Raw genomic sequence first — 11,383 nt, 5'->3', positions numbered from 1 at the left:
GGGTATGGTCGGCGGACCCTGCCCTGACCGTCCCGGAGCCCGCCGTGAGCAGCGCTCGCCGTCCGATCAACGCCCCCGACGCCCCCGCGGCGATCGGCCCCTACGTCCACGCCGTCGCGGCCAACGGCCTGCTCTTCTGCTCCGGCCAGATCCCGCTCGACCCGGCCAGCGGCGAGCTGGTCGGCACGACCCCGGCCGAGCAGGCGCAGCAGTGCCTGGAGAACCTGCGGGCGGTCGTCTCGGCGGCCGGCGGATCGCTGGCCGACGCGGTCCGGGTGACCGTCTACCTGACCGACATGGGCGCGTTCGCCGAGGTCAACGAGGTCTACGGCCGCTTCTTCGCCGACGATCCGCCGGCGCGGGTGGCGATCGGGGTCGCGGCGCTGCCGAAGGGCGCCCAGGTCGAGCTGGACGCCGTCGTCCTGCTGCCGGGGTAGCGCCGATGGACGCCGCGGTCGATCCCTGGGCGGTCGTCGACGACGCGCGGCGCGCGCGGGCGGCCGCGGCGATCGCCGACGTCGTCCGCCCGACCCCGGTGCTCAGCTCGCGCGGGCTCTCGGAGCGGTTCGGCGGCCCGATCGTCCTCAAGGCCGAGAACCTGCAGCGGACCGGGTCGTTCAAGCTCCGCGGGGCGCTGGCGAAGGTCGCCGCGCTCGGGCCCGACGCGGCCGCCGGCGTGGTCGCGGGCAGCGCCGGCAACCACGCCCAGGCCGTCGCCTACGCGGCCCGCGAGCGGGGCGTCCCGTGCGAGGTCTTCATGCCGGAGGGGGCGCCGATCGCGAAGCTCGACGCCTGCGCCGGCCTCGGCGCCCGCGTCCACCGCGGCGGCGCCTCGGTGATCGACGCGGTCGCGGCCGCGCGCGAGCGGGCGGCCGCGACGGGGATGGCCTTCCTGCACCCGTTCGACGACCCGGACGTGATCGCCGGCCAGGCGACCGTCGGGCAGGAGCTGCTGGAGCAGGTGCCCGACCTGGCCCAGGTGGTGGTGCCGCTCGGCGGCGGCGGCCTCTCCTGCGGGATCGCGCTGGCGGTCAAGCGGGCGCGACCGGACGTGCGCGTGATCGGCGTCCAGGCGGAGGCCTGCGCGCCCTACCTGCGGGCCCGCTCCGGAGCGGCGGGCGCGGTCGACGAGGGCACGCCGACGATCGCCGACGGGATCGCCGTCAAGCAGCCGGGGGAGGTGACCCTGCCGCTGGTCGAGGCGCTGCTCGACGACGTCGTCGGCGTCGACGAGGACGCGATCGCCGAGGCGATGGTGACGCTGCTGGAGCGGGCCAAGCTGGTGGTCGAGGGCGCCGGCGCGGTCTCGGCCGCCGCCGCGCGACCGGGACTGATCGCGGCCCCGGCGTCGGGCACGACGGTCCTGGTGCTGTCGGGGGGCAACGTCGACCCGGGGCTGGTCGCCGCGATCGCCCGCCGCCACGAGAGCGTCGTCGGCCGGCGGCTGGTGCTGCTGACCGTGGTCAGCGACCGGCCGGGATCGCTGGCGCGGCTGCTGACCGAGGTCGGCGCGACCGGGGCGAACCTGGTCGAGGTCCAGCACGTCCGCGACGGCGTCGCCCTGCACGTGCGGGAGACGGCGGTCCAACTGGCGTTGGAGACCCGCGGCCCGGAGCACGCGCGGGCGGTCCGGGAGGCACTGACCGGCGCGGGCTACGCGGTCCGCGAGCTGGGCTGAGCCTGTATGGGAAATGGCATACAGAAATGTATGGCGATTGCCATACAGGGACGGTAGGCTGGCGACGTGCCCCCGGTCCGGCCCTTCCCGTTCGAGACGCCGATCGCGCCCGAGGCGCTGATCGACCGCCACGACGCGCTCGAGCGCCTGCACCTGGCGGCGGCCGATCGCGCCCACGTGCGGCTGGCCGGGCCGCGTCGCTTCGGCAAGACGTCGCTGCTGCTGGCCCACGCCAGCCGCCTGCGCCAGACCGGCTGGCGGACGGTCCACATCGACCTCTACGGCGTGACCTCGCTGGCCGAGGTCTGCGGCCGGATCGCCACCGCCTACCGCGGGCTCCGCGACCACCGGGTCAGCGGTCAGCTCGACGTGCTCGGGTCGCGGCTGGGGCTGACGCTGACGCCGGCCGGTCCCGGTGTCTCGGTCGCGCCGGCCGGCCGCCGCGACCACGGCGAGGCGACGCTGGCCGCCGCCGCCGAGCTGCTCGACCTGCCGGTCCGGCTGCACGAGCGCGACGGCACGCCGACGCTGGTCGTGCTCGACGAGTTCCAGGACCTGCTCTCGGCCGGTTCGCGGCTCGACGGGCTGCTGCGCTCGCACGTCCAGTACCACGGCGAGGCGGCGGTCTACGTCTACGCCGGCTCCCACCCGTCGTTGATGCGGGCGCTCTTCGCCGACCGCGAGCGGCCGCTCTACGGGCAGGCCGAGCCGCTGGAGCTGGGCCCGCTGCCGCTCGACGAGGTGGTCGACGAGCTGCACGAGCGGTTCGCCGAGCTGGAGGAGCAGCCGGGCGAGGCGCTGGGGCTGCTGGCGACCGCCGCCGCCGGCCATCCGCAGCGGACGATGCTGCTGGCGCACCTGCTCCACCGCGAGCTGCAGCTGGGCGCGACCGGCGACGCGGCGCTGGCCGACGCCGTCCTCGACCGCGCCCTGGCCCACACCGCCGAGGCCCACCAGGCGGTCTGGGACGGGCTCGCGGCCGGCCGCAAGGCGGTGCTGGCGGCGATCGCCGACGGCCTCGCCCCGACCGGCAGCCGGGCCGCGAACCGCCACGGCGTGGCGCGGGCGACCCTCCAGTCGGCGCTCGACGATCTCGGCGCCGAGGGCCAGCACGTCGTCCGCGACGATCACGGCTGGCGGTTCGTCGACCCGCTGCTGGCCCGCTGGGTGGCGCGGCGTGGCTGGCCCGCGGGCTGAGCCGCCGCCCGTCGCCGCGTCAGCCGCCGGCGAGCACGGCGTCGATGCCCTCGGCGGCGAGGACCTCCATCACCGTGTCGCGGTGGTCGCCCTGCAGCTCGATCACGCCGTCCTTGGCCGATCCGCCGACGCCGCAGCGCTTCTTCAACCGGCCGGCCAGCGCCCGCACGCCGTCGTCGTCGAGCGGCAGCCCGGAGACGGTCGTGACGGTCTTGCCGCGGCGGCCGGCGGTCTCGCGCCGGACCTTGGCCCGGCCGCCGGCGGCCGGGGCGGGGGCGGGGCGGGCGGACGAGCGGTCGCGCCGGCGCTGATCGCCGCCGTCGCTGGACCAGACCAGGTTCGAGTCGCCGCGGGGCATGCCCGGGACGGTAGCGTCCTGGGCATGGCCCTGAACGAGAAGCCCACGGTCGAGATCCCGGCCGACACCCCGCCCTCCTTCCAGCTCGAGCTGGAGGACCTGGTGGTGGGGGACGGCGAGGAGGCCGCGTCGGGCCACGTCGTCGAGGTCCACTACGTCGGCGTGGCGTGGTCGGACGGCAAGCAGTTCGACGCCTCCTGGGACCGCGGCGACACCTTCAAGTTCCCGCTCGGTCGCGGCCAGGTGATCCAGGGCTGGGACCAGGGCGTGGCCGGGATGAAGGTCGGCGGCCGCCGCCGGATCACGATCCCGCCGATGCTCGGCTACGGCAAGCGCGGCGCCGGCGGCGTGATCAAGCCCGACGAGACGCTGGTCTTCGTCGTCGACCTGATCGGCGTCCGCTGAACCGTCACCCCAGCGTCATCGGCAGCGAGCGGACCCCGTTGACGAAGTTCCCGACCAGCGGGTCGGGGTCGCCGACCGCGATCCGCGGGTAGCGGGTGAGCAGCTCGCCGAAGAGCGCCCGCAGCTGGAGCTTGGCCAGCGGCGCGCCCAGGCAGTAGTGGGGCCCGCCGCCGCCGAAGCCGAGGTGGCGGTTCGGGGTCCGGGCGACGTCGAAGCGGTCGGGCCGGTCGAAGGCCCGCTCGTCGCGGTTGCCGGAGGGGTAGAGCAGCACCACCTTGTCGCCGGCCGCGATCGGCTGGCCGGCGATCTCGCAGTCGCGGGTCGCGGTCCGGCGGAAGGTCATCACCGGGCTCGCCCAGCGGACGAACTCGTCGACGGCGGTCGCCTGCAGCCGCGCGTCCGGGTCCTCCAGCAGCAGCGCCCGCTGCTCGGGGTCGCGGTCGATCGCGACCATCGCGTGCGAGCTGGTGTGGCGGGTGGTGTCGTTGCCGGCCACCGACAGCAGCACGAAGAAGGCGGCGATCTCCTCGGTCCGCAGCCGCTCGCCGTCGATCTCGGCGTGGACCAGCTGGCTCAGCAGGTCGTCGCCCGGGCTCGCCCGCCGCTCCTCGGCCAGCTCGCTGCACGCCTGGTGGAGCCGGAACAGCGCCTCGCCGACGACGGCGATCGGGTCGCGGCCGTCGAGGTAGACCGGGTCGTTCCACGAGACCATCGCGTCGGCGTGGTGGACCAGCTCGTCGCGGTCGGCCTCGGGCACGCCGAGCATCCGCATGATCGTCATCTCCGGCAGCCGCTTGGCGACCAGGGCCACGAAGTCGCCGTCGCCGTGCTCGCCCAGCTCGTCGACGACCTGGCGGGCGTCGCGCCGGATCCCGTCCTCCAGCAGCTTGACCGTCCGCGGGGTGAAGCCGGCGCCGATCAGCCCGCGGACGGCGGCGTGGCGCGGGTCGTCCATCGCCAGGATCGAGAGCGCCGCGTCGAGGAACTCCTGCGGCGCGTCCTCCAGCATCACGCCGCGCCCGGAGCAGAACGTCGCCGGATCGCGCGAGACGCGGCGGATGTCCTCGTAGCGGGAGAGCGCCCAGTAGGGGCCGGTCAGCTCGCCGCCGATGTCGACCAGGTGGCCCTCCGGCTGCCGCTGCCGCGAGACCGGGTCCTCGTCGCGCAGCCGTCGGAACGCCGCTTCGCGCTCGGCGATCGGCCGCGTCCAGAACTCCTGCGCCGAGATGTCGGCGACCGCGTTGGCGGCGGTCTCGGTGCTGCTCATCGTCGCTCCTCCCGATCGGTTTCGGGCAGGCTGTCAGACACTATGTCCGAATGTCAAGCCGAGGTTGCGCGATGAGTTCCCGCGCGGGTGGCAGTCTCCATCGACATGAGCTCCACCATCAACAACATCGGCGTCGCGATGTTCACCGTCGCCGACCAGGACGCCGCACTCGCCTTCTACCGCGACAAGCTCGGCTTCGAGGTCCGCGCCGACGTCTCGTTCGGCGAGCAGGGCGGCAACCGCTGGCTCGAGGTCGCCCCGCCCGGCTCGACCGCCCGGCTGGCCCTCAACCCGCCGATGAACGGCACCCCCGGCGGCGGCTCGATCGGGGTCGAGACGCCCGACCTCGACGCCGAGCACCAGCGGCTGGGCACGGTCGGGATCGAGGTCGATCCGCCGTCGGACATCCCCGGCGCGCCGCGGATGATCTCGCTCGAGGATCCCGACGGCAACTGGATCTGGATCGTCGAGACGCCGGCCGAGTAGCGCCGGCGGAGGTGGGAGCGCCGCCCGTCCCGCGCGGGGACGGGCGGGCGCTCGCCGGCCTACAGCGGCGTGACGTAGGCGCCGCTGATGCCGCCGTCGACCAGGAAGGTCGCGGCGTTGACGAAGCTCGCCTCGTCGGAGGCGAGGAAGAGGACCGCGTTGGCGATCTCGCGGGCGCGCGCGAAGCGGCCCATCGGCACGTGCACCAGCCGCCGCTGGGCGGCCTCGACGTCCTTCGCGAACAGCTCCTGCAGCAGCGGCGTGTCGACCGGGCCGGGGCAGAGCGCGTTGACCCGCACGCCCTGGCGCGCGTACTGCACGCCCAGCTCGCGGCTCATCGCCAGCACGCCGCCCTTCGACGCCGAGTAGCTGATCTGCGAGGTCGCCGCGCCCATCACCGCCACGAACGAGGCGGTGTTGATGATCGAGCCGCCGCCGGTCTCCAACAGGTGGGGCAGGCCGTGCTTGCAGCCCAGGTAGACCGACTTCAGGTTGACGTCCTGGACCCGCTGCCAGGCGTCCTCCTCGGTCTCCAGGATCCCGGCGTCGTCGGGCGGCGAGATCCCGGCGTTGTGGAACAGCACGTCGATCGTGCCGAACGTGTCACGGACCTGCTGGTAGGCGTCGCGGACCGCGTCCGACGAGGTGACGTCGCCGCTGATCGCGAGGTCGACCCCCGGGATCTCGCCCGCCAGGTCGAAGCCGACCACGGTCGCGCCCTGCTCGCGGAAGACGCGGCTGGTCTCGGCGCCGATGCCGGACGCCGCGCCGGTGACGATCGCGACCTTGCCCTCCAGGCGGCCGGGGTGGAGGGCGGGGGTGGACTCGCTCACGCGGACTCCTCGGTGTGGTGGTAGACGGTCTTCAGCTCGCTGTAGGCCTCGAGCGCGTAGGGCCCGAGCTCGCGCCCGATCCCCGACTGCTTGAAGCCGCCGAAGGGGGTGGCGACCCGGACCGAGCTGTTCGAGTTGATCGACAGCACGCCGCTGTCGATCGCCCGCGCCACCCGCAGCCCGCGGGCGCCGTTCTGGGTCCAGATCGAGCCGGAGAGGCCGTAGATCGTGTCGTTGGCCATCCGGATCGCGTCGGCTTCGTCGTCGAACGGCAGCACCGCCACGACCGGGCCGAAGATCTCCTCGCGGGCGGCCGGGGCGTCGGGGTCGATCGGGCAGAGGACGGTCGGCGGGAACCAGAAGCCGGGGCCGTCGGGGGCGCTGCCGCGGAACGCGACCGGCGCGCCGTCGGGCACGAACGACGCCACCTTGTCGCGGTGGCCGGCGCTGATCAGCGGCCCCATCGCGGTCGCCTCGTCGAGCGGGTCGCCGACGCGGAAGCCGGTCACGTGCGGCTCCAGCAGCTCCAGGAAGCGGTCGAGCGCCGAGCGCTGGACGAGGATCCGCGAGCGCGCGCAGCAGTCCTGGCCGGCGTTGTCGAAGACCGCCCACGGCGCGGCCGCGGCCGCCGCCTCCAGGTCGGCGTCGGCGAAGACGACGTTCGCCGACTTGCCGCCCAGCTCCAGCGTCACCCGCTTGATCGTGTCGGCGGCGGCGCGCTGGATCCCGGCCCCGACCGCCGTCGAGCCGGTGAAGGCGATCTTCGCCACGTCGGGGTGCTCGACCAGCCGCTGGCCGGCGGTCCGACCGGGGCCGGAGACGACCTGCAGCACGCCCTCGGGGATCCCGACCTCGAGCGCGATCCGCTCCAGCTCGATCGCGGTCAGCGGCGTCAGCTCGGCCGGCTTGAGGATCGCGCAGTTGCCCGCGGCCAGCGCCGGGGCGAGCTTCCACGAGGCGATCGGCAGCGGGAAGTTCCAGGGCGTGATCAGGCCGACGACGCCGAGCGGCTCGCGGAAGGTCATCGCGACCCCGCCGGTGACGGGGATCGTGGCCCCGAGCAGCCGTTCGACCCCGCCCGCCATGTAGCGGAAGGTGGCGGCGGCCTGGCCGATCTCGCCGCGCGCGTTGCCGATCGCGTGGCCGGCGTTGCGGGCCTCCAGCCGGGCCAGCTGCTCCTGCTGGTCCTCGATCGCGTCGGCCAGCCGCAGCAGCAGCCGGGCGCGGTCGGAGGGGCTGACGGCGCGCCAGCCGGGGAAGGCGGCCGTGGCGCGGGCGACGGCGGCGTCGACGTCGTCGGGGGTCGCCGAGGGGATCTCGCGCAGCGTCTCGCCGGTGGCCGGCTCGAGGACGGCGTGGGTGCTCAACGCGTCTCCTGTTGGTCGGGGGTGGAGGGCTCGGGCGGCGCCGGGGCGGCCGGCGCGCCGGGGGCGGGACGGGCGCCGGGCTCGGCCGCGGCCCGCACGAGGGCATCGAAGAGCCGGGTGGCGGGATCGCCCTCCGGGTGCCACTGGACGGCCAGGCAGAAGCGGCGCCCGGGCCGTTCGATCGCCTCGATCACGTCGTCCTCGGCGCGGCCGGTGACCGTCCAGCCGTCGGCGACCCGGTCGAGCGCCTGGTGGTGGTGGGAGCGGACCGCGACCGACTCGGCGCCGGACGCGCGGGCGGCCAGCGAGCCGGGGACGAGCGCCACCGGGTGGGCGTTGCGCTCGTCGAGCGTGCCGGGGACCCGCCGGTGCTCGTCGCTCGCGACGACGTCCGGCAGGTGCTGGATCAGCGTCCCGCCGTCGGCCGCGTTGACGATCTGCATCCCGCGGCAGATCGCCAGCAGCGGCAGGTCGCGCTGCTCGGCGGCGCGGGCGAGGGCGAGTTCGAAGGCGTCGCGCTCGCGGTCACCGGGATCGGTCCGGGGATCGCGCTCGGCGCCGTAGCTGTCGGGGTCGAGGTCGATCCCGCCGGTCAGCACCAGCCCGTCGAGCCCGTCGAGCAGCGGGCCGGGGTCGGCGGTGTCGCGCGGGTCGACCGGCAGCAGCAGCACCCGCGCGCCGGCACGCTGGAGCCCGTCGACGTAGTTGGCGGGGGTGAAGTGCGCCGGCTGCTGCCAGGCGACGCCGTGGCGGATCGGCTCGTGGGCGGCGGTGACGCCGATGACGGGGCGGCGGGGCATGCTCGCCATCACAGCCGTTCGAAGCCGCGGAAGCGTTCCCAGTCGGTGACCGCGGACTCGAACGCCTGCAGCTCGACGCGGGCGTTGTTGGCGTAGTGGTCGACGACCTCCTGGCCGAACGCCTCGCGGGCCAGCGGGCTGGCGACGAACAGGTCGCGGGCCTCGGTCAGCGTCCCCGGCACCTTCGGGACGTCGGCGAGGTAGGCGTTGCCCTCCAGCGGCGGCCCCAGCTCCAGCTCGCGGTCGATCCCGTCGAGCCCGGCCGCGATCGTCGCCGCCAGCGCCAGGTAGGGGTTGACGTCGGCGCCCGGCACGCGGTTCTCCACCCGCAGCCCCTCGCCGTGGCCGACCACCCGCAGCGCGCAGGTGCGGTTGTCCTCGCCCCAGGCGACCGCGGTCGGCGCGAACGAGGCCGAGGCGTAGCGCTTGTACGAGTTGACGTTGGGGGCGAAGAACAGCGTCAGGTCGCGCAGGTGCGCCTGCTGACCGGCGACGAACCGCTCGAACAGCGTCCGGTCGCCGCCGAAGACGTTGCGGCCGCTGGCGGCGTCGGCGAGCGAGACGTGGATGTGGCAGCTGTTGCCCTCGCGCTCGTCGAACTTGGCCATGAAGGTGATCGCGTGGTCCTCCTGGGCGGCGATCTCCTTGGCCCCGTTCTTGTAGATCGAGTGCTGGTCGGCGGTCGTCAGGGCGTCGCCGTAGCGGATGTTGATCTCGTGCTGGCCCAGGTTGCACTCGCCCTTGGAGTCCTCGACCGGCATCCCCGCCGCCAGCATCTCGTTGCGGATCCGGCGCAGCAGCGGCTCGACCCGGGCGGTGCCCAGCAGCGAGTAGTCGACGTTGTAGAGGTTGGCCGGCACGAGGTCGCGGTAGGCCTGCTTCCAGGCCTGCTCGTAGCCGGTCCGGAAGACCATGAACTCCAGCTCGGTGGCGGCGTTGCAGGTCCAGCCCCGCTCCGCCAGCCGGTCGAGCTGGCGGCGCAGGACCTGGCGCGGCGAGGCGACGACGTCGCTGCCGTCGAGCCAGCGGACGTCGGCCAGGCAGACGACCGTGCCCGGCTGCCACGGCACCGGCCGCAGCGTCGCCAGATCGGGCTGCATCACGAAGTCGCCGTAGCCGCGCTCCCACGAGCTCATCGCGTAGCCGTCGACGGTGTTCATCTCGACGTCGACCGCGAGCAGGTAGTTGCAGCCCTCGGCGCCGTGCTCGGCGATCTCGTCGACGAAGTGGCGGGCGACCAGGCGCTTGCCCTGGAGCCGGCCCTGCATGTCGCAGATCGCCAGCAGGACGGTGTCGACCGTCCCGTCGGCGACCTGCGCGCGCAGCTGTTCGAGCGTCAGGCTCATGCGACGTCCAACTCCTCCTCGATCTGGTGGATCGTGTGCTTCGGGCCGGTGAACCAGCGGCGGGCGGAGAGCAGCCACCAGATCCCGACCGTGCCGAGCACCGCGGCGACGGTCAGCGGCGCGAAGTTGACGCTGCTCCAGGTGAAGTCGTCGTTCCAGGGCAGGCCCGCGTCGGCCGCCGGGATGATGAACAGCACGCAGATGATCGCGACCCAGATCAGGGCCACGATCCCGACCGGGCGGTACCAGCGGCCGAGGCTCCAGTCGCCGGTCTCGAAGCGGTCGCCGTGCTTCAGCCGCAGCCAGATCGGGATCGCGTACGAGATGTAGAGGCCGATCACGGCGATCGAGGTCGCGGCCGCGTAGGCGACGCCGGCCTTGTCCTTGGCCACCACCAGCGACGGGATCAGCAGGATCCAGGCGAAGACGACCACCAGCACGACGGCGTTGGCGGGGACCCGGCGGTGGGTCAGCCGCTGCCAGAGGCGCGAACCGGGGACGGCGCCGTCGCGCGAGAAGGCGTAGAGCATCCGCGAGGCCGCGGTCACCGAGGCGTAGCCGCAGAACAGCTGCGCGGTGGCGGCGATGATCAGCAGCATCCCGGAGAGGAAGCCGCTCAGCTGGGTGTCGAGGATGTAGATCACCGGCGAGGGCAGGCCGGCCTCGGCGGTCGCGTCGAGCGTCGCCTGGGCCGAGCCGGGGATCGCGAAGGTCACGGCCAGGATCAGCACGTAGCCGAAGACGGCCGAGACGAGGATCGTGTTGATGATCCCCTTGGCGACCGCGGTCGAGGCGTTGTGGGTCTCCTCGGACATGTGGGCCGAGGCGTCGTAGCCGGTGAAGGTGTACTGGGCGTGCAGCAGGCCGAGCAGGAAGCTGAAGGTGACGCCGCCGAAGCCGACGCCGGAGTTGTCGACCGTGTCGGTGAAGACGAACGAGAAGCTCTGGTGGCTGTCGGAGGCGAACGCCAGCACGATCACGAAGACCGCGACGCCGGCCACGTGCCACCAGGCGGAGACCATGTTGATCCGGGTCGCCAGGTGCGGCCCGAGCACGTTCATGAAGGCGTGCAGGATCAGGATCGCCGTGAAGACGTAGAAGATCGTGTTGCGGTCGGTGCCGAGGCCGGCGCCGAGCACCTCGAGGACGGCGGTCACGAAGATCGCCGCGCCGTAGTCGATCGCGGCGGTGACGGCGATCTGGCCGACCAGGTTGAACCAGCCGGTGAACCAGCCGTGGGCCGGCTTGCCGAGCCGCGAGGCGAACCAGTAGAGGCCGCCCGAGGTCGGGTAGGCGGAGGCCAGCTCGGCCATCGCCATGCCGACGAACAGCACCATCACCGAGACCAGGGGCCAGCCCCAGGCCATCGTGATCGGGCCGCCGTTCTGGAGCCCGATCCCGTAGCTGGCCAGGCCGCCGGTCAGGATCGAGACGATCGAGAAGCTGATCGCGAAGTTCGAGAAGCCGCTCAGCGACCGCTCCAGATCCTGCTTGTAGCCCAGCTCGGCGAGGCGACGCTCGTCGTCTGAGAGTGGCTGTTCCGCCGTGGTCATCCGTCCGCTCCCGGTTAAAGGTTTGCAGGTCACGCCTTTGACCGGGCGAACCTACCCGCGGGCTCCGGTCGTCGTCAACCGCGCGCTGTCCAA

The 11,383-nt window shown here is 73.7% G+C and carries 12 protein-coding genes; 5 read left to right on the top strand and 7 right to left on the bottom strand.

What is annotated here, in order from left to right; genetic code table 11:
- The first annotated feature begins 44 nt into the window (after positions 1 to 44).
- The 3 genes from SH587_RS06370 to SH587_RS06360 all read left to right on the top strand — a co-directional run bounded on the left by SH587_RS06370 (position 45) and on the right by SH587_RS06360 (position 2,875).
- Positions 45 to 437: a RidA family protein gene (locus tag SH587_RS06370; protein WP_320669743.1), complete on the top strand. Its 393-nt coding sequence runs from the start codon at positions 45 to 47 to the stop codon at positions 435 to 437.
- A 5-nt stretch (positions 438 to 442) separates the two neighbouring features.
- Positions 443 to 1,678, top strand: a complete 1,236-nt coding sequence (locus tag SH587_RS06365) for a threonine ammonia-lyase (RefSeq protein ID WP_320669742.1) — start codon at positions 443 to 445, stop codon at positions 1,676 to 1,678.
- 66 nt (positions 1,679 to 1,744) lie between these two features.
- The gene (locus SH587_RS06360) at positions 1,745 to 2,875 is read left to right on the top strand and encodes an ATP-binding protein (protein ID WP_320669741.1); all 1,131 of its coding nucleotides are present in this window, start codon (positions 1,745 to 1,747) and stop codon (positions 2,873 to 2,875) included.
- A gap of 19 nt (positions 2,876 to 2,894) precedes the next feature.
- Here the strand turns inward: SH587_RS06360 and SH587_RS06355 are convergent, their stop codons facing one another.
- The gene (locus SH587_RS06355) at positions 2,895 to 3,233 is read right to left on the bottom strand and encodes a translation initiation factor (RefSeq protein ID WP_320669740.1); all 339 of its coding nucleotides are present in this window, start codon (positions 3,231 to 3,233) and stop codon (positions 2,895 to 2,897) included.
- A 24-nt stretch (positions 3,234 to 3,257) separates the two neighbouring features.
- On the opposite strand from SH587_RS06355, the gene SH587_RS06350 reads away from it, so the two are divergent.
- The gene (locus SH587_RS06350) at positions 3,258 to 3,638 is read left to right on the top strand and encodes an FKBP-type peptidyl-prolyl cis-trans isomerase (protein WP_320669739.1); all 381 of its coding nucleotides are present in this window, start codon (positions 3,258 to 3,260) and stop codon (positions 3,636 to 3,638) included.
- A 4-nt stretch (positions 3,639 to 3,642) separates the two neighbouring features.
- On the opposite strand, the gene SH587_RS06345 is transcribed toward SH587_RS06350, so the two are convergent.
- Positions 3,643 to 4,905: a cytochrome P450 gene (locus tag SH587_RS06345; RefSeq protein WP_320669738.1), complete on the bottom strand. Its 1,263-nt coding sequence runs from the start codon at positions 4,903 to 4,905 to the stop codon at positions 3,643 to 3,645.
- A 105-nt stretch (positions 4,906 to 5,010) separates the two neighbouring features.
- Between SH587_RS06345 and SH587_RS06340 the strand changes: the two genes are divergently transcribed.
- Positions 5,011 to 5,391, top strand: coding sequence for a VOC family protein (locus SH587_RS06340; RefSeq protein ID WP_320669737.1), 381 nt, complete (start codon positions 5,011 to 5,013; stop codon positions 5,389 to 5,391).
- Positions 5,392 to 5,450: 59 nt separating this feature from the next.
- Here SH587_RS06340 and SH587_RS06335 read toward each other — a convergent pair whose 3' ends face one another.
- Genes SH587_RS06335 through SH587_RS06315 form a run of 5 tightly spaced genes read right to left on the bottom strand, consistent with a single transcriptional unit; the run spans position 5,451 to position 11,290 of the window.
- Positions 5,451 to 6,224, bottom strand: a complete 774-nt coding sequence (locus tag SH587_RS06335) for an SDR family oxidoreductase (protein WP_320669736.1) — start codon at positions 6,222 to 6,224, stop codon at positions 5,451 to 5,453.
- Positions 6,221 to 7,591, bottom strand: a complete 1,371-nt coding sequence (locus SH587_RS06330) for an aldehyde dehydrogenase family protein (protein ID WP_320669735.1) — start codon at positions 7,589 to 7,591, stop codon at positions 6,221 to 6,223. The genes SH587_RS06335 and SH587_RS06330 overlap by 4 nt, the downstream gene beginning before the upstream one ends.
- On the bottom strand, positions 7,588 to 8,391 hold the full coding sequence (locus SH587_RS06325; RefSeq protein WP_320669734.1) for a gamma-glutamyl-gamma-aminobutyrate hydrolase family protein: 804 nt from the start codon (positions 8,389 to 8,391) through the stop codon (positions 7,588 to 7,590). The genes SH587_RS06330 and SH587_RS06325 overlap by 4 nt, the downstream gene beginning before the upstream one ends.
- Before the next feature lie 8 nt (positions 8,392 to 8,399).
- Positions 8,400 to 9,737: a glutamine synthetase family protein gene (locus tag SH587_RS06320; RefSeq protein WP_320669733.1), complete on the bottom strand. Its 1,338-nt coding sequence runs from the start codon at positions 9,735 to 9,737 to the stop codon at positions 8,400 to 8,402.
- A complete protein-coding gene (locus SH587_RS06315; RefSeq protein ID WP_320669732.1) occupies positions 9,734 to 11,290 on the bottom strand; it encodes an amino acid permease in 1,557 nt (518 codons plus the stop codon). Before SH587_RS06315 ends, SH587_RS06320 begins: the two co-directional genes overlap by 4 nt.
- Positions 11,291 to 11,383: the final 93 nt, after the last annotated feature.

This window comes from Patulibacter defluvii (assembly GCF_034096925.1).
Classification (GTDB): domain Bacteria; phylum Actinomycetota; class Thermoleophilia; order Solirubrobacterales; family Solirubrobacteraceae; genus Patulibacter; species Patulibacter defluvii.
This window is presented reverse-complemented; position numbering and strand designations above follow the sequence as displayed.

Excerpts from the sequence above, each read along its gene's own strand:
- SH587_RS06365 (WP_320669742.1), top strand. The coding sequence starts at position 443 with ATGGACGCCGCGGTCGATCCCTGGGCGGTCGTCGACGACGCGCGGCGC.
- SH587_RS06355 (WP_320669740.1), bottom strand. The coding sequence starts at position 3,233 with ATGCCCCGCGGCGACTCGAACCTGGTCTGGTCCAGCGACGGCGGCGAT.
- SH587_RS06350 (WP_320669739.1), top strand. The coding sequence starts at position 3,258 with ATGGCCCTGAACGAGAAGCCCACGGTCGAGATCCCGGCCGACACCCCG.
- SH587_RS06345 (WP_320669738.1), bottom strand. The coding sequence starts at position 4,905 with ATGAGCAGCACCGAGACCGCCGCCAACGCGGTCGCCGACATCTCGGCG.
- SH587_RS06340 (WP_320669737.1), top strand. The coding sequence starts at position 5,011 with ATGAGCTCCACCATCAACAACATCGGCGTCGCGATGTTCACCGTCGCC.
- SH587_RS06325 (WP_320669734.1), bottom strand. The coding sequence starts at position 8,391 with ATGCCCCGCCGCCCCGTCATCGGCGTCACCGCCGCCCACGAGCCGATC.
- SH587_RS06320 (WP_320669733.1), bottom strand. The coding sequence starts at position 9,737 with ATGAGCCTGACGCTCGAACAGCTGCGCGCGCAGGTCGCCGACGGGACG.
- SH587_RS06315 (WP_320669732.1), bottom strand. The coding sequence starts at position 11,290 with ATGACCACGGCGGAACAGCCACTCTCAGACGACGAGCGTCGCCTCGCC.